General features: G+C 55.9%; 22 protein-coding genes. 11 read left to right on the top strand and 11 right to left on the bottom strand.

Features of this window, described 5'->3' with window-relative positions; translation table 11 throughout:
• The first annotated feature begins 222 nt into the window (after positions 1–222).
• Positions 223–924, top strand: a complete 702-nt coding sequence (locus tag AYT24_RS09325; protein ID WP_010933720.1) for an SDR family oxidoreductase — start codon at positions 223–225, stop codon at positions 922–924.
• 85 nt (positions 925–1,009) lie between these two features.
• Here AYT24_RS09325 and AYT24_RS09320 read toward each other — a convergent pair whose 3' ends face one another.
• The 11 genes from AYT24_RS09320 to AYT24_RS09270 all read right to left on the bottom strand — a co-directional run bounded on the left by AYT24_RS09320 (position 1,010) and on the right by AYT24_RS09270 (position 10,310).
• Positions 1,010–1,351 (bottom strand): chlorosome envelope protein D, encoded by a 342-nt coding sequence (locus AYT24_RS09320; protein ID WP_010933719.1) that lies wholly within the window; start codon positions 1,349–1,351, stop codon positions 1,010–1,012.
• A 208-nt stretch (positions 1,352–1,559) separates the two neighbouring features.
• Entirely contained in the window at positions 1,560–1,808 is a 249-nt protein-coding gene (locus tag AYT24_RS09315) for a bacteriochlorophyll c-binding family protein (RefSeq protein WP_010933717.1), read from the bottom strand.
• 94 nt (positions 1,809–1,902) lie between these two features.
• Positions 1,903–2,265 (bottom strand): response regulator, encoded by a 363-nt coding sequence (locus AYT24_RS09310; protein WP_010933716.1) that lies wholly within the window; start codon positions 2,263–2,265, stop codon positions 1,903–1,905.
• Positions 2,262–4,334, bottom strand: a complete 2,073-nt coding sequence (locus tag AYT24_RS09305) for a hybrid sensor histidine kinase/response regulator (RefSeq protein ID WP_164927141.1) — start codon at positions 4,332–4,334, stop codon at positions 2,262–2,264. The genes AYT24_RS09310 and AYT24_RS09305 overlap by 4 nt, the downstream gene beginning before the upstream one ends.
• Positions 4,335–4,407: 73 nt before the next feature.
• Positions 4,408–4,785 (bottom strand): response regulator, encoded by a 378-nt coding sequence (locus AYT24_RS09300; RefSeq protein WP_010933714.1) that lies wholly within the window; start codon positions 4,783–4,785, stop codon positions 4,408–4,410.
• Positions 4,786–4,907: 122 nt separating this feature from the next.
• Positions 4,908–6,317, bottom strand: coding sequence for a sodium:solute symporter (locus AYT24_RS09295; protein ID WP_010933713.1), 1,410 nt, complete (start codon positions 6,315–6,317; stop codon positions 4,908–4,910).
• A 30-nt stretch (positions 6,318–6,347) separates the two neighbouring features.
• On the bottom strand, positions 6,348–7,514 hold the full coding sequence (locus tag AYT24_RS09290; protein ID WP_010933712.1) for an exo-beta-N-acetylmuramidase NamZ family protein: 1,167 nt from the start codon (positions 7,512–7,514) through the stop codon (positions 6,348–6,350).
• A 27-nt stretch (positions 7,515–7,541) separates the two neighbouring features.
• Complete coding sequence (locus tag AYT24_RS09285; protein ID WP_010933711.1) at positions 7,542–8,471, bottom strand: sugar phosphate nucleotidyltransferase; 930 nt, start codon at positions 8,469–8,471, stop codon at positions 7,542–7,544.
• Positions 8,468–9,484: an aminoglycoside phosphotransferase family protein gene (locus tag AYT24_RS09280; protein ID WP_010933710.1), complete on the bottom strand. Its 1,017-nt coding sequence runs from the start codon at positions 9,482–9,484 to the stop codon at positions 8,468–8,470. The genes AYT24_RS09285 and AYT24_RS09280 overlap by 4 nt, the downstream gene beginning before the upstream one ends.
• An 82-nt stretch (positions 9,485–9,566) precedes the next feature.
• The gene (locus AYT24_RS09275; protein ID WP_164927140.1) at positions 9,567–9,794 is read right to left on the bottom strand and encodes a chlorosome envelope protein B; all 228 of its coding nucleotides are present in this window, start codon (positions 9,792–9,794) and stop codon (positions 9,567–9,569) included.
• A 375-nt stretch (positions 9,795–10,169) separates the two neighbouring features.
• Complete coding sequence (locus AYT24_RS09270) at positions 10,170–10,310, bottom strand: hypothetical protein (RefSeq protein ID WP_010933707.1); 141 nt, start codon at positions 10,308–10,310, stop codon at positions 10,170–10,172.
• Positions 10,311–10,528: 218 nt separating this feature from the next.
• On the opposite strand from AYT24_RS09270, the gene AYT24_RS09265 reads away from it, so the two are divergent.
• From AYT24_RS09265 to AYT24_RS09220, 10 genes are all read left to right on the top strand, one after another.
• Positions 10,529–11,155: a DUF1997 domain-containing protein gene (locus tag AYT24_RS09265; RefSeq protein ID WP_010933706.1), complete on the top strand. Its 627-nt coding sequence runs from the start codon at positions 10,529–10,531 to the stop codon at positions 11,153–11,155.
• Positions 11,156–11,319: 164 nt separating this feature from the next.
• Complete coding sequence (locus AYT24_RS09260; RefSeq protein ID WP_164927139.1) at positions 11,320–11,550, top strand: metal-sensitive transcriptional regulator; 231 nt, start codon at positions 11,320–11,322, stop codon at positions 11,548–11,550.
• The gene (locus AYT24_RS09255; RefSeq protein WP_010933704.1) at positions 11,551–12,903 is read left to right on the top strand and encodes a TolC family protein; all 1,353 of its coding nucleotides are present in this window, start codon (positions 11,551–11,553) and stop codon (positions 12,901–12,903) included.
• Between the two features lie 43 nt (positions 12,904–12,946).
• The gene (locus tag AYT24_RS09250; protein ID WP_164927138.1) at positions 12,947–13,372 is read left to right on the top strand and encodes a hypothetical protein; all 426 of its coding nucleotides are present in this window, start codon (positions 12,947–12,949) and stop codon (positions 13,370–13,372) included.
• Positions 13,369–16,602, top strand: a complete 3,234-nt coding sequence (locus AYT24_RS09245) for an efflux RND transporter permease subunit (RefSeq protein WP_010933702.1) — start codon at positions 13,369–13,371, stop codon at positions 16,600–16,602. The genes AYT24_RS09250 and AYT24_RS09245 overlap by 4 nt, the downstream gene beginning before the upstream one ends.
• 18 nt (positions 16,603–16,620) lie before the next feature.
• A complete protein-coding gene (locus AYT24_RS09240; protein WP_010933701.1) occupies positions 16,621–16,929 on the top strand; it encodes a hypothetical protein in 309 nt (102 codons plus the stop codon).
• A gap of 11 nt (positions 16,930–16,940) precedes the next feature.
• Entirely contained in the window at positions 16,941–17,588 is a 648-nt protein-coding gene (locus tag AYT24_RS09235; protein WP_010933700.1) for a hydroxyacylglutathione hydrolase family protein, read from the top strand.
• Positions 17,589–17,774: 186 nt separating this feature from the next.
• Positions 17,775–18,221: a CBS domain-containing protein gene (locus AYT24_RS09230; protein WP_010933699.1), complete on the top strand. Its 447-nt coding sequence runs from the start codon at positions 17,775–17,777 to the stop codon at positions 18,219–18,221.
• Positions 18,222–18,361: 140 nt separating this feature from the next.
• Positions 18,362–20,065, top strand: a complete 1,704-nt coding sequence (locus tag AYT24_RS09225; RefSeq protein ID WP_010933697.1) for an FAD-dependent oxidoreductase — start codon at positions 18,362–18,364, stop codon at positions 20,063–20,065.
• Positions 20,066–20,080: 15 nt separating this feature from the next.
• On the top strand, positions 20,081–21,118 hold the full coding sequence (locus AYT24_RS09220) for a succinate dehydrogenase/fumarate reductase iron-sulfur subunit (RefSeq protein WP_010933696.1): 1,038 nt from the start codon (positions 20,081–20,083) through the stop codon (positions 21,116–21,118).
• The last annotated feature ends 1 nt before the right edge of the window (position 21,119 follow it).

Here is a 21,119-nt window from a genome sequence, read left to right as displayed (position 1 = left end):
ATGGTGTCTGGAAGAATGCTGACTTGACGGGCGTGCCGTTTGTTTTCCCTTGCAAGCAGCGGCTTATGTTGAAACTTAATGAAAAAGAGAGAGAGTCCATCAGGCTCTTTCCCATACTGGCGGCCTCTTTTTTATAAAAAATGCTGGAAACAGAGTGCCTGTAGAAATGGTTTTGTTTATTGAGTACCAGTTTAAAAGGAAACTCGATAATCAGGAAGCCTCATGGCTCATAAATCGGAATACGGAAAAAAAGTGCTTGTAGCCGGAGCTACGGGTAAAACTGGCAGTTGGGTTGTCAAGCGCCTGTTGCATTATGGTGTGCCGGTCAGGGTTTTTGTCAGATGTGAGGAGAAAGCGAGACGTCTGTTCGGAGAGGGCGTCGAGGTTGTGACTGGGAAAATCCAGGATGCCGAGGCAATCCGCCGGGCGGTCAGCGGCTGTGACGCGGTCATCTCTGCGCTCGGTTCATCGGCGATGAGCGGTGAGGCCTCGCCGTCTGAGGTTGACCGTGATGGCGCGATCAGGCTGATCGACGAGGCCGCCAAGGCTGGCGTGCGGCATTTCGCAATGGTCAGCTCAATTGCGGTGACCAAGTGGTTTCATCCGCTCAACCTGTTTGGCGGTGTTCTCAGCATGAAGCTTGCTGCCGAGGAGCATCTTCGGAAAATCTTCGGTTCTGAAGGGCGTTCATACACGGTTATCCGCCCCGGCGGTCTCAGGGATGGCGAGCCGCTCCAGCACCGGCTGCATGTCGAGCAGGGCGATCACTTGTGGAATGGCTGGATGAACCGGTCAGACGTGGCCGAACTGGCCGTGCTTTCACTGTGGGTTGAAAAGGCCGCAAACAAAACCTTCGAGGTGATTATCGAGACTCCGGAGCCGCAGGAGTCGCTTGCCGGCTGCTTTGACAAGCTCGCTGAATAGCAGGAGCGGGGGAGACTGCATACCGGGATCCTGACTTTGCCAGGATTCCGGTTCTGCAGGTGGTTGGCAATCTCTGATGAGCGGTTCAGATCTTCTTTGCCTGAAGAACCGATCCGATAGCGTTTGTGACGGCGCTCACTCCCGACTGGGCGATCGAAACGGCTGAATTTGTCAAAGCTCCAGCTAGGTTGGCTACGGCACCACCAAGCTCTCCCAGCGCGCCGGCCAAGGCTCCGGCAGCCTCGCTCACCGTCTTGACCGATACCGAAACAGCGTTAGTAAGGCTCTGCGCAGCATTGGTGACGGCAGGCACTGCGGACTGGATGGTGTTTGAAATCAGATTGAGCTGGTTGACTCCGGCCTCAGTGATGCTTTTGACGGCGAAGTCGAATGACTTCATAGTGTCGATTTTTTCCTCGTCTGCCATAATGACTTCTCCTTTTTTGATTTTGTATTGAGTCTTTGAGTGATCGAATTTCGTTCCGGCGCTGTCAGCAAATGGTAAATACCTCAAAAATCAACAGCACGGGTATTGCTCTGTAAAAATGTACTCATTCGCCGATAACCCTTCAAACGAAGGTGGATTGGAAAACAAAAAAGGGCTTTAAAGCCCTTTTTTGCAACATCGGCGATGTTCACTTCTCAAATCTGCTTTTCACCTCTTTGCTCGGTGTGGCATAACCGGAATACTTCGGAGATGAACCCTTCAGCCCCGAGCTGCCGCCGTAAAGATGAGGGTAGGCATTTGCGCCGAGTCTTTTGGTTGTTTTGCCGATATTTTCAAGGGCATCACCGACTACCCACCAGTGGCCATCGATAAATACCTCAAGAAACCTGCCATAGGCTTCAGCTCCCTGGACGAATGCTCCCCTTGGGTTGTTCATGGTGAAAAATCCTTGTTAGTGAATAGTCATATCTTAGCTTAAGTTAAAAAAAATAATAGAGCGGTGCAACAAAGATTCTGCGGCTTTGTGCCGGTCAGGCCAACATGCGCAGGCACATGAGCAGTTCCTGGCCGCCAAAGGGCTTTTTGAGCGTGGCATTGGCTCCAACGACATCGGCAAGCAGCAGGAAATTTTCGGGGCCGGCTTTTCCTCCGCCCGAAATGGCCAGAATTTTCACAGCGGGATTGATCTTGCGCACCTCCATGATCGTTTCGATGCCCTCTTTTTCAGGCATGATCAGATCGGTGATAATAATAGAGATGTCTTTCTCCTGCTGAAGTTTGATCAATCCTTCTGCGCCGTTTTCCGCTTCGGTAACGGCATAGTTTTCCTTTTTCAGCGTTGTGGTTATGAATTTTCTGACGGAAGGATCGTCATCGATGACAAGAATTTTCATATTTCTGTGAGGAGATTGGTTGTTGATGAGAGTACTTCTTTGACAGCCAACGCCAAGTGAGCAAGCTTGAGCGGTTTTTTTAACAAGTGGTTTATGCCGTAGTGTCTCAGCGGCATATCGTGGTCAATCATTTTTCCGTATCCAGTCATCAGAATCACCGGAATCGAGGGCGCGATTTTGTGGATCTCGCTGCTCAACTGTATGCCGGTCATTTCAGGCATGGTCAGGTCAGTGATTACCAGGTCAAACTGGTCTGGTTGTTCTCTGAAGAATTTCAGCGCCTCGACCGGAGAGTTTTCTGCCCTGATATTATAGCCGAGCTTGGTCATCATGATTGTTACCAGATTCACTGTAGCCGGTTCATCGTCGATAAAGAGAACACTGGCAGCATATTTTGCTAACAGTGGGTTTTGTTCCAATCTGTCGGGGGTGTTACTTTTGATAACCGGCAGCCAGACATGGAACGCAGAACCCTTCCCTTGCGTGCTTTCAACGCTGATATGTCCGTTGGCGCCGGTCACGATGCCGTGAACGACCGACAGGCCGAGTCCAGACCCTTTTTCGACCGATTTTGTCGTGAAGAATGGTTCGAAAATACGTTCTATGGCTCTGCTATCCATACCGGTTCCGGTATCGGAAATGATCAGTTCTGCATAGTTTCCATCAGGCAGTTCCGGTGCTATCGGCGGCATCCCGTTTCCGGTGCTCACTTCCCTGAGCACGATCTTCAGGACTCCGCCAGTCTGTTCCATCGCATGGAGGGCATTGGTGCACAGATTGACGACAACCTGGTGCATCTGGGCCGGGTCTGCGATAACCTTGTGGCATGAACTGTCAATATCCTCTTCAATGGAAACGCTCGATGGCAGCGATGGCCGCATAAGCCGGATCACTTCGTCAATGACCTCCTGAATGCTTACAGGCGCGGTCTTGCCCTCTTCTGCCTTGCTGAAGGTCAGGATTTGTGAGACAAGCTTTTGTGCCCGTTCTGCGGCCTGCATGATTTCAGCGAAATATTCATGTATCGGGTCATCTTCATCGATACTCGAAAGCCCCATTTCGGCGTAACCGAGAATCGGCGTGAGGATGTTGTTGAAGTCATGCGCGATACCGCCGGCAAGGGTCCCGATGGTTTCGAGTCTCTGCGATTTGCTCAGTTGCGATTCGAGCTTGCGTGTTTTTTCGAGTCTGGCGATCCGGTCGGTGACTTCGCACAGGATACCGTCGATTCCTGAAAAAAGTCCATCATCCGAGAACGATGACCTCATATGGTCTTCGATCCAGTGCAGTTTTCCCTCCGGGGTGACTATACGGTAGACCAGAGTAAGGGAATGTTTGGCTTCTCTGAGTTTGCTGTAGGCGTTGCTCAGCATATGCCGGTCATCATGGTGAATCATCGAAAGGGTGTTCAGCCGGGTTGTGCCGGCATGCTCTGAAACAAGGGTTTTCAGAAAGGCCGGTGGCCGGAAACGAATGGTGGCTTGCCCTGAGACATCAAGGTGATAAATCGCCGCCGGGATATTGTCGACCAGCGCTTGCAGTTCCTCCGGCACATTTTTTACCGGTGATTCAGGTTTGTCGTGCAGGCTTGCCAGTGCCTGCCTTGAACCGGTCAGGCATGACGGTTTACCGTTCTTGCTGCGTCCGGTGACCTTGCCGCAGTCGAGCACCCGGATCCATTCGCCATTCTTATGGCGGACCCGCAGTTCAAGTTCAAGACGCTCCATGCTGCCATCCAGAAGCTCTTCTATCGATTTTGTGACCACGCCAAGATCGGCCGGGTGGCACAGCTCACGCCACTGTTCCATCGTCAGCATATCAAAATCGGCCGAGTTGTAACCGCTAATGACAGCCCATTGCCGGTCGATAAGAATCGTCCCGTTTTCGACATTCCACTCCCAGTACCCTGCCCGGGCTGATTCAAGGGCTGTTTTCAGCGCATCAGCCTTCTGTTCGGCAATTGAGGCTCTGTTTTCAAGCATGGCGATTTTTTTCTCAAGCGCTTCGATGCTCCCCTTGAGCATGCTGTTTTCATCGCCTGCCGGCACATCCGTTTTGTGACTGTTCATTACTGAAAGTTTGTGACTGGGTGCAGTTCGCTGGCGGATAGGGTTTTGATATGGCAAAACACACCGATCGGGCTTATCGGTTCAGCTCCTCTATGATGCTCAGGAGCTCGCCGCTTTCAAACGGTTTGCATAGTGTGGCATCGGATCCAACGGCTTTGGCCCGGTTGAGATAGTTTTCCGGAATGAGGATTCCTCCACCGGAGATAGCGACCACCTTGATCCATGGGAAATCTTCCCTTAGTTCGCTGATCATGGCGATACCCTCTTTTTCAGGCATCAGAAGGTCGGTGATGACAATGCGTATCTCGGGCGTTTTTTGGAGAAGCTGCAATCCTTCGTTGCCATTGGATGCCTGAACGGTAGCATAACCGTCCTCTTCGAGAATGTCGCAGATCATCTGCCTGATATCGTCCTCATCCTCGATGACCAGGATGGGATCATTGGTTTTCATAGTCCGTAGTGTTTTCGATGTTATTCAGAAACCCTACTCTGGTACATTGCGACACGGGCGGTAGATGGGGCCATTATCTCATATACTATTTACACAAGATAAAGGTTTGTTCGCAAACACGGTTATTCCCGTGCAAAAGACTCCCTGTCGGGAAGCAACGCTTCGACTCCGGCTGTCGTCAGGATGTTAGTCGTTACAGAAACGGCAATGTACCATGTCCATGCCAGGCCGAGGAGCTTGAGCAGGAACACCACCGCCATACTGGCCAGCAGTCCGGCGATGAGGCTCGTTGAGTGGAAATTGCGGCTGCTTTTCGAGAGCAGGAACAGCCCGAGCAGGCCGCCATAGGTGAACGAGGCGATTTCGAGGCCAAGCATGACGATTGCCTTGTCGTTTTCGTTGAACACAAGGGCGATGCCGATCAGCACAGCGGCCCAGGCGACGCTGATGAGGCGTGATGTGCTGAGCGACGCCTTGCCTTTTATGAGGTCGGTGACCGTCGAAGCGGCCAGTGAGTTGATCGATGAGGCCAAGGTTGACATGGCGGCAGAAAGAATTCCGGCCAGCAGCAGCCCCTTGAGGCCGGCGGGCAGTGCTCTGACGATGAAACTGGTGAATTCGCGATCTTTGACGAGTGGCGCACCATGGAAAAACACATAGATCAGCGAACCTGCCAGGAGGAACAGCGCAAACTGGAAGAGTACGAACACGCCGCTGGCGATCATCGCCTTGCGGGCCGAGCCGAGGCCGTCGCAGCCGAGCACGCGCTGCACCATCAGGTAATCGACGCCGTGCGAGCAGAGCGAAAGAAGGATACCGCCGGAAAAGGCGCTGACAAACGAGAGCGGGTTGGTGAAGATGTGCGGGTCGGTGTCGATGATTTTCAGCTTTCCGGCGGCCAGGAGCGGCGCGAGAAGATCGGGCAGCGGCGCGTCGAGGCGGGCGAGGATGAAGGCGATGGCGATAACGCCGCCACCGAGGTACAGCCCGAACTGGATGCTGTCGAGCCACACCACGGTTTTCAGCCCGCCCGAAATGGTGTAGACGAGGGTGACAATGCCGATGACCAGCACCGAGAGCGAGAGCGGCCAGCCGGTGACCGCCTGCACCACCACGCCGGTCGCGAGGAAGCGGATACCGTCGCCCAGAATCCTCGTTATCAGAAAAATCACCGAGGCGGTTTTCTGGATACCGTGGCCGAACCTCATGCCGATCACCTCATAGATCGAGGTGACGCCATGTTTGAAATAGGTGGGCAGCAGGATGAAGCTGACCAGAATCCGCCCGACGATGTAGCCGAACGCGAGCTGGAGGAAGCTCCAGTCGCCCCGGTAGGCCAGGCCCGGAACGCTCACGAAGGTCAGCACCGAGGTTTCGGTGGCCACGATGGAGAGCATCACCGCGAACCACGGAAGCTTGTGGCCGCCGAGAAAGTAGTCGGAGGTCTGCTTGTTGCTCCGTCCTTGCCACAGACCGAGCATCATGTTGCCCGCCAGAAAGAGAATGATGATGGCGTAATCGAGAGGTTGCATGCTCAACAGGTGCCCGGATCGGTTGTGATGTCAGTTGTTGTACAGGTGGAAGTTGGGTTTGATCGCCGCGAACTCTGCCTCGTCTTTTTCCCACGAAGCGATGATTGCGGTGGTGTCTCGATTGTCGAGAATCATCGAGCGGATCGTGCTGCTTCCGGCAAGCAGGTCGAATGCAGGAATGTCGTCCCTGAATTCGTACACACCGTCGAGAAAGGCGAGCTGTTCAGGATAGAGTTCGTACAAAGCGCAGGTCATGGCCACGCCGGTCGCGAAGGGGCGGAAGCGGGCGTGGTCGGTTACGTGCAGGTAAAGGCCGCCGATGGCCTCGCCAGCGTATTTGTGGAAGGTTGGGCGGAACCAGGTCGGACGGAACACGACGCCCTCCAGCGGCATCGAGGCGAGCCGCTCGGCCAGTGCTTCCGGATCGACAAATGTCGCGCCGCTCAAGAGGAATGGTGTGGTCGTTCCGCGCCCCTCCGAGACGTTCAGTCCTTCGAAGAGGCACATGCCGGGGTAAACCTCCGCAGCCTCGAACGAGGGCATGTTCGGCGAGGGTGGCACCCAGGGCAGGCAGGTTTCCGGAAAGAGCATCTGGCGCGACCACCCCTGCATCGGAATCACGTTCAGGTTGAGGTCGAGCTTTTTGTAGTTGCGGTAGAAGTGGGCGATCTCTCCGGCGGTCAATCCGTGGCGCACCGGCAGCGGCATGACGCCGACGAAGGAGTGAAACGCCGGATCGAGCTGCGGCCCCTCGATCAGCGAGCCGCCAAGCGGGTTCGGTCGGTCGAGCACCATGATCTCGATGTCGAGTCCCTCGGCGGCCTTCATGAAGAGCGCCAGTGTGTTGACGTAGGTGTAGTAGCGCGAGCCGACATCCTGAATGTCGAAGAGCACCAGATCGAGTCCGTCGAGCAGCTCGCGGGCCGGGGCGAGCGAGTGCTCGCTGTCGCCGTAGAGGCTCACGATTTCGCAGCCGATATCGGGCTGGTGGCCGACGGCGATCTGATCCTGCTCGATGGCGAAGAGGCCGTGCTCCGGCGAGAAGATTCTCGTCAGCTCGACGCCAGCGCGCTTGAGCAGCATCCACGAATATTCAAGCTGCATCGACACCGAGGTCTGGTTGGCGATCAGGCCGACGCGCCGGTGGCGCAGGACTTCGGGATTCTGGAGGAGTATGTCGAGACCGTTGATGACCATGCCGTTGCCGTTTGCGCTGTCGGGAGTTTACAGTGGAATGCGGATGCCTGGTGCGGCGATTGCGTTACGAAGCGTCTCGCCGCGTTCGATGATGGTGCCGGGCAGGAGCACCGAGTGCTCCACGATGGCTTCGGCGGCTATCGCGCAGTTCGCGCCGAGCACCGAATTTTCGACGTGGGCCTCGGGGTTGATCGACGCATCATCTGAAATCATGTGCGGAAAAAAGCCGATCTCCCGTTGTATGCGCCCCGCAAGCTGAAGAATACGCAAATTATCGTCGAGGTTTGCGCGGTAAAAATTCGGCAGGGTGCCAATATCCTGCCACAATCCGCGATGCTCGAACAATGCCAGCCTCCCGTTGTCTGCCAACCCATAAAAGCCAGTTTCGACAATGCCGGAAAACTCGGTTTTCAGGTGGCGGAAAATCTCGGGGTTGAACACCGCCGTTCCGGTGTAGATAAACGATGACGAGAGGCCGGTGCCGCGCTGGTTCCTGAAATCAAGCACCAGTCCGTCGCGCACACCGATATACCCTATCTGCGCCGCCAGCGGAGTTTCATAGAGCGCGAGCGTGCCGCCGCAGCCAGAGCGCTGGTGCGCGTCGATGAGCGAGCGCAGGTTGATGTCGCTGATGATGTCGCTGTTGATGAGCACGAACTCTTCTCCATCGAGCAAGTGCTCGCATTTTTTCAGTCCGCCGCCGGTGCCGAGAATTTCACGCTCCTCCGAGAGTACGATTTCGAGGCTGCCGAAATCGTGGCGGTCAAAAAATTGTCGAAGGCTCTCCGTGTGGTGGTGGATATTGATGATCGCTTTGCGGATGCCCGCCTCCTTGAGCAGGAACAGCGAGTAGCAGAGGCTCGGCACGTTCAGCACCGGAACGAGCGGTTTGGGCATCGTGTCGGTCAGCGGCTGCAGGCGGGTGCCGAAACCCGCAGCCAGGACGAAAGCGTTCATCGCGAAATTTCGGGAATGATCGGTTTGAGCAGGCGGCCAGCCATGGCAAGTTCAGGCCTGGCTTCGATGTACTCTCTCAGGTAGCTGAGGGTTGCCGCGATGCTTGGTTCAAACGTGCGGTTACCAGCCACAGTGGTCTGGTAGCAGAAGGTGCCGATCGCCTTGACGTTGCGCTGGAAAGCCATCAGGTCGAACAGGCGGAGATATTCCGCTTCGCCCATTGACGTCAGCCCGAGTTGGACGAGCTGGTTGAAATGGTAGCGTTTCAGCTCATTGACCATGCCCGGATCGAGCCGGACGTAGGAATCGCGCAGGAGTGACACAGCGTCGTACTGCGGCAGGCCGAGTCGGGCGTCCTGGAAGTCGATGACGACCGGTTCAGCGCGAAACAGCATGATGTTACGGCTATGGAAATCGCGATGATTCAGGACGAAATGCTTCGGCAGCACCAGCAGGTCGCAGATATTGATGAACTCCTCGCGAAGCCGAGCGATTGCCGGTTTGCCGAGCCGTCCTGCGAAATAGCCATTCAGGGCGTGTTCGATGAAGAAGTCGAACTCGAACATGAGCTTTTCGTGGTCGAAACTCAGCGAAAAGGGAAGCGTAGTCGTCAACGCATCCTTGTCGGGTCTGATCGACTGGATGCGAACGAGCAGGTCGATTACCTGCCGGTAGCGTGCCGAAAGCCGGTTGCGGTCGAGGAGCGGCACTTCGTCTTGCAGCATGAGGTCGCCGCAATCTTCGAGGCGTAGCAGTCCCTGCTCATGTACCATGCCGAGCAGTTCAGGCACCCGGATTCCGTGCCGCGCGAAGAGGTCGCGGACAATCAGGAAAGGGTAGTTTTCCACTGCGGTTGCCCGGAACGCTGGATCGGCGCAGACGACCGATACACTGCCTTGGCCAGTGACCCTGTAGTACTGCCGGTTGGAGGCGTCGCCCTTGATGGCGCTGATGTCGAGCTGGGCCCGTTCTTCGGGCGGAAAGAGGAGTCGGATCGATTCCGTGAGTTCCATGTGGCGTGACGGGTGGATGCGGAGCCTAAAAAAAAAGCACCTTACACAAGTGCATAAGGTGCTTGAAGTCAGGTGGTGTACCTTATTTCTTCGGCGCGATAGCAGAAGAAACGCTCTGGAGAACCTGGGTGGCTGCACCAGTGAAGCTGCCGATCAGATCGGTAGCGGTCTTGCCGAGAGGCTCGGCAACGTCAGCCAATGCCTTCAGCGCGGTGTTGGCCACGTCGATCTGCATCTGGAAGAGCTTGCCGAAAGTTTCGGCAAGGGTGTTGATGGCACCCGCAACATCAATGTTTGTTCCGTTTGACATGATGCGTATATGTTTTGAGTTGTTAGAAAGCACATAAGAGCAATTCTCCGCACGATGGCATGCTTTCATGATAATGAAATAAAGTTAATATATTTTAAGCAGTTGAGCAAGCGCGGCGATGTAAAAAAAAGTATTGATAATCGCTTCTGTTTTCAGGATTACTGTCGACAGTCGGGGGACGTATGGGATGCCAGTGCGATGGAGTTGCAAGCCGGAAATACTGGTGTGTTCGCCTTTGACAGATTTCAGGAGCGGTGGCCCTGGTCTGTTGCGCTGGCTGGGGTGATATGATCGTATCGAGTTGCGCCTTGCTGTCTGACGGCTATAGCTCCTGCCAGGTACTTGGCGCGGCAGCGAGGTTGCAGCAGGATACGTTCAACTTGATTTTTTATTCTGCGATTTGCCGATGAATTTGTTGAGAAGAAGCACGAGGAAGATTCCTCCGATGAAGAAGCCGAGAGGAGCGAAAATCGTTGTATAGTTGAACGTATCGGTCATGGTCGATGCTTTATTCATTGCATAGAGGTTGTCTCTCTGAGTAGGCAGCCGTTTTTCAAGCGTTCAAAATAAACAAAAAACCGTCATTCCAACGGGCGCATTTGCTTGTGATGATCCGTTCGTTGAGCGCTGCCTGGCTATGCGGATCACGAAATGAGAGGAGGAACTCTTGGTTTTGGGGTGGCGTTCATTGAAAAATTACAAAATTTATTTCACGATCAAGCGGTGTTGTTGTTATGGAGGTTGTAGGAAGAAGCAGAGCAAAAGCGATCATCGAGACGCACCTGAACGATTCGCTGGTCTATTTCTCCGATCATGTCAGGATTCTTAAGTGTAATCCATATTGTACCGGCGTCACCTACCTGAAAGAGCACGGAGTCTATCAGTGGATTTTTCAGGTCAACGATCCTCGGGAAAATCCCATAACGGCGGTTTTTTTCGTGACGCAGAACGAAGAGCACCTCGATAGCTCCCGTACGGTTCCGGCAGGTCCGGTTTCGGAGGAAGAAAGCTTTCCTGACTCTGCTGTTTCGGGTCGGTGCATCCAGTGGGTCAACGCTCCGCAGGTGCCTGATGTGCCGTTGAAAGAGAAGAACACCTTTGTCGGGCAGGCCAACACGAGGATTTGTCTCTACCCTCTCGAGGACCGGCGTACCGAAGTCCATTTCGAAACCGACATCACGCTCGATTTTGAACTCTCCTTTCCGCTCAACCTCATGCCGGAAGGCATACTCAAATTCATGACCGAGGCGGTCATGTCCAAGATCATGCAGCAGGCCACCGAAAGCATGCTCTGCCAGGTGCAGTCCGACCTGTGCTGTTGTACCACTGCGGAACTGGACGCTTCGGGCGGAAAGGTCTGAGTCCTGCTGCCGGTTTTCTCTGATTCCCTGTACGGCTGAATGCTTTTAGTTGCACAAGGAATTGTTTTTTTCTATTTTCGATACCCTAACGGGGTATAGGTAAGATAAAACGGTTTTCCCGCACAGGCAGGAGAGGGGGGCAGACGATGAACGAAGAGTGCCGGATGGACGATGTAATCGTCAGGCTCAAGAAAGTGAACGGTCAGGTGCAGGCATTGATGAGAATGATCGAAACCGGAGAGGAGTGCCAGAAGGTGGTGACCCAGTTCCAGGCTGCCAAGGCGGCCCTCGACAACACCTTTTCCCTCGTGCTGAACCGTAATTTGCAGAATTGCCTGAACCGTCACGATTCAGGAAGTGTGGAAAAGATTATCAAACTCATATCGAAAAAATAGATGACCAAGAAGTCAACCAGACGGTTTTTCGCCCTGCTCGTGGCGGTTGTCGCCACCTGTTCGCAGGCCGATGCGGCCACCATGAGGCTGTCGCTCAGCGACGCCCTGAAGATGGCTCACGAGCGGAACACCATGCTCAAGGCGGCACGCGCCAAAAATGACCAGGCCGATGCGCGCGTCGTGCAGAGCCGCCAGGCCTACCTGCCGAAAGTGACGCTCTCCGAAACCCTGCTACACTCCAACGATCCCGGCGCGGTGCTGGTGGGCAAGCTCCAGCAGGAGATTGCCTACTACAATTTTAATACGACTCCGCCCGATTTTGGTGACTTTTCGCTGCACAACCTCAACCATCCTTCGGCGATTACCGATTTTCACACCAGCCTCCAGGTGCAGCAGCCGATCTACAATCGCGACGCGATCATTGGCGGCAAGATGGCCCGGAGCGCGCGTAAGGCACAGGGCTTTATGACCGATCGCGCGGTGGAGAGCATTGACCTGAATGTCAAGAAGGCTTTTTACGGTCTCATTCTGGCCAAGAAGAATCTCGATGCCATCGAGCAGTCGATCCGCATCATGCAGGGCTACAGCAGCGAGGCCGCGCGTGGTTACGCTGCCGGGCTGGTGACCAAGTCCGACAAGCTCTCCACCGAAGTGCGGCTTGCCGAGCTGCGCGATCAGAAGCTCCAGATTCAGGACGCCATCCGCAACGCGCAGGATGCACTCCGCACGATACTGGCGCTCGGTCCGGACGATACCATCCAGCCAATCGGCGACCTCGCCGTCGATGCCAGAATTCCGGCTTCGGCTGCAAAGGCCAGCGCCGAGGGGCGTAGCGACCTCAAGGCGCTTGCCGCATTCCAGGAGGTCGCCGGCTATCAGCATGACATGGCTCGCGCGCAGTACCTGCCGAGGGTGAACGCTTTCGCCCAGCAGAACTGGCATGACAGCAGCTTCCTCGGCACGGAGGGATCGAGCTGGACCATTGGCCTGAACGTGCAGTGGAACATCTTCGACGGCATGGCCACCAAAGGCAAAGTGCAGGAGACCAAGGCCCAGGAGCTGGAGGCCCGCTACAACTACCAGGCCGCCAAAGAGCAGAGCGAGATGGAGATCGACATGGCCCGTCGCGCGCTGGTGACATCGCGCGAGCGGATCGCCGTCACGCAGAAGTCGCTCGAAGCAGCAAAGGTCAGTTTCGACTTCATAGGCGAGCAGTTCAGAACCGGTATGGCGATGACCTTTGAACTTCTGATGCGCGAACAGGCATGGACCTGGGCGAAGATGAGCCTCAACCAGGCGAAGTATGATTACTGCATCGCCAAAAGCGAGCTGGAATATTACAGCGCTCATTGAATTTTTTTCAGTCGTGACAGCAAAACTGAAAACCATGAAAGGTATGAGCACCCGAATCATCGTGCCGCTTTTTCTGCTGCTGCCCGCGCTGCTTGGCGCATGTGGCGGCCATAAAAAGGAGCAGACGCCATCGTCATCAACCACGGCCACGGCTCCCGCTATTGCCGCAAAGGTCGCGACCGTCACGGAGTCCGCTGACGCCGCTGGCCGGAAGATTTTGCTCGTGCCGACCTCATCGGTATTCAGAAAAGCGGGCACTGACCAGGTCTTCGTCGTCCGTCCCGACAGCATCGTCACGCTGCGCTGGGTCAGCACCGGCCACACGCAGGGTGCAAGCACCATCGTGCTCAGCGGCCTCGACAAGGGTGAAACCGTCGTCGAGTCTCCCTCGGCGGATTTGAGGGAGGGCGCAAGGATTTCTACAGACACGCACACAGAAGACAGAGCGAAGGAGGCTCAACACCAATGAATGAAGGTATAGCCGGCAGGCTTGCAAAGCAGTTTATCAACTCGAAGATAACGCCGCTCCTCATGCTGGCCTCTCTTCTGGTCGGCATCATGGCGACGTTCATGACGCCCCGCGAAGAGGAGCCGCAGATCGTCGTACCGATGGTCGATATTTACATCCCCTACCCCGGCGCGACCGCTGCCGAGGTGCAGGAGCGCGTGGCCAAGCCCATCGAGCGCGCCGTGACCGAAATCAAGGGCGTCGATTACGTCTATTCGACTTCGATGCCCGACTTCGCTCTCGTCACCGTCCGCTACAAGGTTGGCGACAGCGCCGAGGAGAGCATGGTCAAGCTCTGGGCGACGCTCATGAAATACATGGACAAAATGCCGCCCGGCGTGCAGATGCCGCTCATCAAGAAGGTCTCCATCGACGACGTGCCGGTGCTTAACCTCACCTTCTGGAGCAAGGACAAAAGTCCGTATGAGTTGCGCAGGATCGCCGCCAATGTGGCCGATCAGCTCAAGCAGACCGAGAATATCGGCGATGTCGAGATCAAGGGCGGCCTGAAGCGCCAGATCAGAGTGCAGCTCGACAAGCAGAAGCTCGCGCATTTCAACATTACCCCGTTGCAGATTGCCCGCCAGATTCAGAGCACCAACAGCCAGATGACTTCGGGTGATTTCAAGGACTTTAACGAAAACATCGTCGTCAAGTCGGGCAAATTCTTGCAAAGCAAGGAGGATGTGGGCAACATCGTGGTGGGCATTTATGGCGCTTCGCCCGTGACGCTGAAGGATGTGGCCACTATCACCGACGGGCCTGAAGAGGTCAACAACTATACCGAATTCGGTTGGGGCGCGGCCTCTGGCGAAAAAGACAAGTCTGACTACCCCGCCGTTACCCTCACGGTCGCCAAGCGCCAGGGCACCGACGCCACCGCGCTGGCCAACAAGGTTCTGGCCCGGATCGATGGCATGAAGGGATCGCTCATTCCAGCGGACGTGACCGTCACCGAGACGAGGAACTATGGCGAGACCGCATCCGAAAAAGTGTTCACGCTGCTCGAACACCTCGTCATGGCGGTCGTTGCCGTGACCATCGTGGTGGGCTTTTTCCTCGGCTGGCGCGGCGCTCTGGTGGTCTTTATGTCTGTGCCGATCACCTTCGCGCTCACGCTGCTGGTCTATTTCCTCTTGCACTACACGCTCAACCGCGTGACGCTTTTCGCGCTCATCTTCGTGACCGGCATCGTGGTCGATGACTCGATCATCATCGCCGAGAACATTCATCGCCACTTCGCCATGAAGCGCCAGCCGCGCCTCCAGGCGGCGATCACCGCCATCAGCGAGGTGGGCAACCCGACCATTCTGGCCACCTTCACGGTTATCGCGGCGGTGCTGCCTATGGTCTTCGTCTCTGGTCTGATGGGCCCCTACATGAGCCCGATGCCGATCGGCGCTTCGATAGCGATGATCTTTTCGCTGCTGGTCGCGCTCATCGCTACGCCGTGGCTCTCGCTCCGCCTGCTGAAGTCCGATGAAGGGCACCACGAGGAGTACGACATCAAAAAGACCGTTTACTACCGCTTGTTCGACAGGATTTTGACCCCCTTCATTGACAGCACCTTCAAGACCTGGATCGCTTTCGGCGTGGTCGGTCTGATGCTGGCCGGAGCCATCGCCATGATTCCGCTCAAGATGGTGCAGATGAAGATGCTGCCGTTCGACAACAAAAACGAGTTCCAGGTGATCATCGACATGCCCGAAGGCACGGCACTTGAAAAAACCGCGCAGGTGGCCAAGGAGATTTCGGGTTATCTGAAAACCGTGCCGGAGGTCAAGAGCATTCAGTACTATGCCGGTGTCAACGCACCGATCAACTTCAACGGTCTGGTGCGCCACTACTATCTGCGGCGCGGCGACAACATGGCCGACATCCAGGTGAACCTGGTGCACAAGAGCGAGCGCAGTGCGCAGAGCCACGATATCGCCAAGCGCGTGCGTGCTGGCGTACAGGAGATTGCCAACAGGTATGGTGCCAACGCCAAGATCGTCGAGATTCCCCCAGGCCCGCCGGTGCTCTCCACCATCGTGGCCGAGATTTACGGTCCCGACCAGGCCTCGCGCGTTGCGCTGGCCAAAGAGGTCAAAAAGGCGTTTGCTTCGACCCCGGGCGTGGTTGACGTCGACTGGATGGTCGAGGCCGACCAGAAGGTGTACGACCTTGTGATTAACAAGGAGAAAGCTGCCTTGCGTGGCGTCACCCCCGAGCAGATCGCTCAGACGTTGCGCATGTCGCTGGCTGGTGTCGATGTTGGTCTTGTGCACATGCCGGACGAGATCGAACCGGTTGCAATCCAGCTCCGCCTGCCGAAGGCCGACAGAACCTCGCTGAAGGACCTGTCCAACATCTTCGTGCAGTCGCAGGGGATGAACTCGCTGACCTCGCGACTCCGTCCGGGAATGCAGATTCCACTCTCCGAGCTGGTGACCGTCAAGGAGAAAATCCAGGACAAGAGCCTGTTCCGCAAAGACCTGAAGGATGTGGTTTACGTGACTGCCGATGTAGCTGGCGTGACCGAAAGTCCTGTTTATGCGATGCTCGAACTCGACAAGAAGATCGAGGCAATCAAGGTGCCCGGCGGCTACAAAATTAGTCCGCTCTACACCGCGCCGCCCAAGACCGAGAACCGGCTCGCCATGAAGTGGGACGGCGAGTGGCAGATCACCTACGAGGTGTTCCGCGATCTCGGCACGGCATTCGCGGTGGTGCTTGTCGTCATCTACATGCTGATTATCGGCTGGTTCCAGTCGTTCAAGACGCCTCTTATCATGATGATCTCGATTCCGTTGAGCTTGATCGGTATCATACCGGGCCACTTCATCCTTCATGCTTTCTTCACGGCCACGAGCATGATCGGCATGATCGCGCTTGCGGGTATCATGGTGAGGAACTCCGTACTTCTGATCGACTTTATCCAGATTCGCCGCGAAGAGGGGATCGGGCTGAAGCAGGCGGTCATCGAGTCGGCTGCCGTCAGAACCCGCCCGATCATTCTGACCTCCGGTGCGGTGGTTATCGGTTCGGTTGTTATGCTTTTCGATCCTATCTTTCAAGGTTTGGCCATCTCGCTTATTTGGGGCGGCGTGCTCTCGACCATCCTGACGCTCGTGGTGGTGCCGCTGGTTTACTACCTGAGTGAAAAGAAGGGTGAGAAAAAAAGGCTCGAAAACATGAAGTCGGCATAACCAAAAAGGACACATCTGATGAAACTGATCGCCCTTATAGGAGATGAAGAGACTCGGCCGCTGATTCGCAAGATGTTCACGGCTCACCAGGTCACCCTGTTCAGCAGCATCGCCATCAGAGGATGTTCATGCGAGACGGGTGGCGAGCCGGTCGCATGGTGGCCCGCGGGCAAGGATATTCCCACGGTCTATTCATCCCTTTGCTTTGCGATTCTCGAAGACGAGAAAGCGGAAAAGATCATGAAAGACATTGAGGCGAACCCTCTTGCCGCCGACCCGGCGTTTCCGGCAAAGGCGTTCATGATGAATGTCGAAAAGATGATCTGAGGAGCGTGGCCATGAGCGTGCAGGTTGAGCAGATCAGAACGGGCGGGGATCGCAATTTCGGCTATCTCTGCGCCGACAAGGCGACAGGTGAGGCGTTTGCGGTCGATCCCTCCAATTCACCAAAAGTGCTTGTCGATGCCGCCGCCCGCAAGGGTTGGCAGCTCGTGCGGGCCTTCTGCACCCATGGCCATGCCGACCACACCAACGGCAACGAGGAGTTCGAGCGGTTGACCGGCATCCGGGTGCTGCTCTTCGGCGACCGCGACGCCCGTTTGGGAATCGAGGTGATGCACGGCGCGAGTTTTCCGCTTGGCGAGGGCGTTGTCGAAATCATCCACACCCCCGGCCACACGCTGGACTCGATCTGCCTGCTTGCCGGAGACGCGCTTTTTACCGGCGATACGCTCTTTGTAGGCAAGGTTGGCGGCACGTGGAGCGAGGCGGATGCCCGGTTGGAGTACCGTTCACTGCACGAGCGACTGATGGTGCTACCGGCTGGTACGAATGTATTTCCCGGTCATGATTATGGCACGGCGCCAGTTTCAACCATTGGTCATGAAAAAACTACCAATCCGTTTCTGCTTCAGCCCGATGCAGAATCGTTTATTGACCTGAAAAACAACTGGTCTGCCTACAAAAAAGCACACGGAATCAGCTGAATTTTTCCCTGTTTGCTTGATTTTTCTCTCTTCTTTGCTTTTATTCTTTAATTATGCTTCTTGGGGTTTTTGCCTCGTAGCGCGCCTTCCTTACAGTTAAAACATTCTGACACAGTTTCTACGCTATTAGTTTTCAAGCAATAGTAACGGGACAGTCTGTCCTTTTTTAAACGAGAGAACATCGATATGGATCAGCTCATTACCTTAAGGACCCTGCCGGCTTCTGCCCTCATGCAGAAGGATTATCATACCATCAAGGGCAGTTCTACCGTTGCCGAAGCGTTGCAGCTCATGAAAAAAACCGGTGAGAGCGGCCTTGTGGTTGAGCCTCGCAACGAAGATGACTGCTATGGCATTGTGACCGAAAAGGACATTCTTGAAAAAGTGATCGATCCGGGTGAAGATCTGCACCGTGACCCTTGGAATACGCCGGTGTTCCAGATCATGAGCAAGCCGATCATCAGCATCAATCCGAGCATGAGGATCAAGTACGCGCTTCGCCTCATGAAACGCACCAACGTTCGCCGACTCACCGTTATGGAGGGGAACAAGGTTATCGGCGTGCTTAACATGACCGACGTCCTTCACGCCGTTGAGGAGCTTCCCGTACACGACGACCATATCGCGTTGTAAGCGGTCAGCCCGCTGTTGACCGGATTTCACAGCCGGAGCAGTTTTCATCATGAACGCACGGGTGCCGCAGCAGGCGGTCGGCCCTTTTTCCAACCAGCCAGCCTGCCATTCGGCAGACAGGCAAGGATTTCCGATTGTTTATGAAACCATTTGATATCGTCATCGTCGGTGGTGGCGGTGCCGGACTTTATGCGGCCATGGAGGCAATGAAGACCAATCCGGGCCTGAACATCGCCGTGCTTTCAAAGGTCTATCCGAACCGCTCCCACACCTCGGCAGCGCAGGGCGGAGCCAACGCGGCGCTGGCCAACAAGGCCAAGGATGACACGGTCGAGATGCATATTTACGATACGATCAAGGGCAGCGACTATCTGGCTGACCAGGATGCGGTCGAGGTGCTCTGTTCCGAAGCTCCGAAGATTATCCGCGAACTCGACAACATGGGCACACCGTGGTCGAGGATGGATGACAAGACCATCGCCCAGCGTCCCTTTGGCGGCGCGGGCCGTCCCCGCTGTTGCTATTGCGCAGACAAGACAGGCCACACCATTCTCCAGACCCTGTACGAACAGTGCCTGCGCAAGGGCGTGTTTTTCTTCAACGAATATTTCGCGCTCGCTCTTTCGGTTGACGGCAGCCGTTCGCGGGGTCTCATCGCCATGAACATCAAGACCGGCAAGGTCGAGGCGTTTCCGGCCAAGACGGTGATTTTCGCCACCGGCGGTTACGCCAAGATGTACTGGAACCGTTCCAGCAACGCGGCGGGCAATACCGGTGACGGTCAGGCCATTGCCTACCGTGCGGGCATTCCACTCAAGGACATGGAGTTCGTGCAGTTCCATCCCACCGGTTTGCGCAAAAGCGGCCTGCTTGTGACCGAGGGTGCCCGCGGCGAGGGTGGTTATCTGGTCAACGCGCTCGGCGAGCGCTTCATGTCGCGCTACGCTCCAGAAAAGATGGAGCTTGGCCCGCGTGACCTCGTCTCCCGTTCGCTTGAAACCGAAATTCTCGAAGGTCGCGGCTTCGACAGCCCGGCAGGCAAATATTTGCATCTCGATCTCCGCCATCTCGGCGCCGACCTCATCAAGTCGCGCCTCCCGCAGATTCGCGAGATGTGCATGTACTTCGAAGGCGTCGATCCGATTGAGGAGCCGGTGCCGGTCAGGCCGACGGCTCACTATTCGATGGGCGGCATTGATACCGACAACTTCGGACGCACCATCATGGAGGGTGTCTATGCCGCCGGTGAGTGCGGCTGCGTGTCGGTGCATGGCGCGAACCGCCTTGGCGGCAACTCGCTGCTCGACATTCTGGTCTTTGGACGCATCGCCGGAAGGGCCGCTGCCGAAGAGTGCGGCAAATTCAATCCATCCGCCATTCCCGCATCCGAGGTGGCCGAAAAAGAGCATGAGCTGCGCAGCTTCATGCAGCCGCGCGGTCACTACGAACGCTACGGCACGTTGCGCGAAGAACTGGGCCATACGCTCGGCGCGAACGTCGGCATCTTCCGCGATTCCTCGAAAATCAAGCAGGGAATCGCCGATATCGAAAGCCTCCAGGAGCGCTTCCGGCACGTCAGGGTTTTCGATACGAGCGACATCTACAACACCAATCTGCTTCAGGTGCTCGAACTGAAGAACATGCTCGACCTGTCCGAAACCGTGGCCGCGGGCGCGCTTGCCAGGGAGGAGAGCCGCGGCTCGCACACCAGGACCGATTTCCCGACGCGTGACGACGAGAAGTGGCACAAGCATACCATTTATACATACGAGAATGGCCGCCCGAAGCTTGCATACAAACCGGTCACGATGGGCCGCTACGAGCTTCAGGAACGAACCTATTAATCCGAAGGATTTTCAATGAGCGATTCAACGATACAGCATCATGAGGAGAGCCGGGATGTAACCTTCAGGGTTCACCGGTTCAATCCCCAGGTTGACAGCAAGCCCTATTTCGATGACTACACGATCAAGCTCGAAAAAGGTATCACCGTGCTCAGGGCTCTCAACTATATCAAGGAGCATGTCGATTCGACGCTGACCTTCAGGGCTTTCTGTCAGGCCGGTATCTGCGGCTCCTGCGCCATGAGGATCAACAACATGTCGAAGCTCGCCTGCACCACCCAGGTCTGGGACGAGCTCGAAAAGGCCCGCGAACCGGGTGTCATCAAGATCGAGCCGCTTCGGAATCTGCCGCACATCAAAGATCTGGTGGTCGAGATGGACCCGGTGGTTGGCAAGATGAAGAAGTATTCCAACTGGGTGGTTTCCCGGATGCCGGAAGAGCAGTGGGGGAAGAAGGAGTTCCTCATTTCCGAGGAGGAGTTCCAGACCTACGACAAGGCGACCGACTGTATTCTTTGCGCTTCGTGTGTTTCGGAGTGCACTATACTTCGGGCGCACAAGGAGTATGTTTCTCCCGTCGTGCTGCTCAGGTCGTACCGTATGAATGCTGACAGCCGCGACGGCATTCACGACCAGCGTCTGGCGGATCTCGTGCAGGATCACGGGGTGTGGGATTGCACGCACTGCTACCGCTGCCAGGAGACCTGCGTCAAGAACATTCCGATCATGGACGCCATCCACGGCCTCAGGGAAGATGCCATCGAGCGCCGGGGCACCAAGGATACCAGCGGTGCCCGCCATGCCGAGGCTTTCATGGATGATATCGAGAAAAAGGGCAAGCTGGTCGAGGCCACCCTGCCGATCAGGACCAATGGCATCGCCTGGACGCTCAAGAACCTGCTTCCGATGGCCGTCAAGATGATCATCAAGCGTCGAACCCCGCCGCCGCCGCCGCTGGTCAAGGCGTCCAAGGGCATTCAGTCCCTGCGCAAGGAGATGAAGGAGATGGCCAGCCATATAACGAAGGATCACGAAAAAAAATCCGGAGAATAAG

Origin of the sequence: Chlorobaculum tepidum TLS (assembly GCF_000006985.1) — a bacterium.
GTDB classification, from domain to species: domain Bacteria; phylum Bacteroidota; class Chlorobiia; order Chlorobiales; family Chlorobiaceae; genus Chlorobaculum; species Chlorobaculum tepidum.
This window is presented reverse-complemented; position numbering and strand designations above follow the sequence as displayed.

Excerpts from the sequence above, each read along its gene's own strand:
- AYT24_RS09325 (WP_010933720.1), top strand. The coding sequence starts at position 223 with ATGGCTCATAAATCGGAATACGGAAAAAAAGTGCTTGTAGCCGGAGCT.
- AYT24_RS09320 (WP_010933719.1), bottom strand. The coding sequence starts at position 1,351 with ATGGCAGACGAGGAAAAAATCGACACTATGAAGTCATTCGACTTCGCC.
- AYT24_RS09315 (WP_010933717.1), bottom strand. The coding sequence starts at position 1,808 with ATGAACAACCCAAGGGGAGCATTCGTCCAGGGAGCTGAAGCCTATGGC.
- AYT24_RS09310 (WP_010933716.1), bottom strand. The coding sequence starts at position 2,265 with ATGAAAATTCTTGTCATCGATGACGATCCTTCCGTCAGAAAATTCATA.
- AYT24_RS09305 (WP_164927141.1), bottom strand. The coding sequence starts at position 4,334 with ATGAACAGTCACAAAACGGATGTGCCGGCAGGCGATGAAAACAGCATG.
- AYT24_RS09300 (WP_010933714.1), bottom strand. The coding sequence starts at position 4,785 with ATGAAAACCAATGATCCCATCCTGGTCATCGAGGATGAGGACGATATC.
- AYT24_RS09295 (WP_010933713.1), bottom strand. The coding sequence starts at position 6,317 with ATGCAACCTCTCGATTACGCCATCATCATTCTCTTTCTGGCGGGCAAC.
- AYT24_RS09290 (WP_010933712.1), bottom strand. The coding sequence starts at position 7,514 with ATGGTCATCAACGGTCTCGACATACTCCTCCAGAATCCCGAAGTCCTG.
- AYT24_RS09285 (WP_010933711.1), bottom strand. The coding sequence starts at position 8,471 with ATGAACGCTTTCGTCCTGGCTGCGGGTTTCGGCACCCGCCTGCAGCCG.
- AYT24_RS09280 (WP_010933710.1), bottom strand. The coding sequence starts at position 9,484 with ATGGAACTCACGGAATCGATCCGACTCCTCTTTCCGCCCGAAGAACGG.
- AYT24_RS09275 (WP_164927140.1), bottom strand. The coding sequence starts at position 9,794 with ATGTCAAACGGAACAAACATTGATGTTGCGGGTGCCATCAACACCCTT.
- AYT24_RS09270 (WP_010933707.1), bottom strand. The coding sequence starts at position 10,310 with ATGAATAAAGCATCGACCATGACCGATACGTTCAACTATACAACGATT.
- AYT24_RS09265 (WP_010933706.1), top strand. The coding sequence starts at position 10,529 with ATGGAGGTTGTAGGAAGAAGCAGAGCAAAAGCGATCATCGAGACGCAC.
- AYT24_RS09260 (WP_164927139.1), top strand. The coding sequence starts at position 11,320 with ATGGACGATGTAATCGTCAGGCTCAAGAAAGTGAACGGTCAGGTGCAG.
- AYT24_RS09255 (WP_010933704.1), top strand. The coding sequence starts at position 11,551 with ATGACCAAGAAGTCAACCAGACGGTTTTTCGCCCTGCTCGTGGCGGTT.
- AYT24_RS09250 (WP_164927138.1), top strand. The coding sequence starts at position 12,947 with ATGAGCACCCGAATCATCGTGCCGCTTTTTCTGCTGCTGCCCGCGCTG.
- AYT24_RS09245 (WP_010933702.1), top strand. The coding sequence starts at position 13,369 with ATGAATGAAGGTATAGCCGGCAGGCTTGCAAAGCAGTTTATCAACTCG.
- AYT24_RS09240 (WP_010933701.1), top strand. The coding sequence starts at position 16,621 with ATGAAACTGATCGCCCTTATAGGAGATGAAGAGACTCGGCCGCTGATT.
- AYT24_RS09235 (WP_010933700.1), top strand. The coding sequence starts at position 16,941 with ATGAGCGTGCAGGTTGAGCAGATCAGAACGGGCGGGGATCGCAATTTC.
- AYT24_RS09230 (WP_010933699.1), top strand. The coding sequence starts at position 17,775 with ATGGATCAGCTCATTACCTTAAGGACCCTGCCGGCTTCTGCCCTCATG.
- AYT24_RS09225 (WP_010933697.1), top strand. The coding sequence starts at position 18,362 with ATGAAACCATTTGATATCGTCATCGTCGGTGGTGGCGGTGCCGGACTT.
- AYT24_RS09220 (WP_010933696.1), top strand. The coding sequence starts at position 20,081 with ATGAGCGATTCAACGATACAGCATCATGAGGAGAGCCGGGATGTAACC.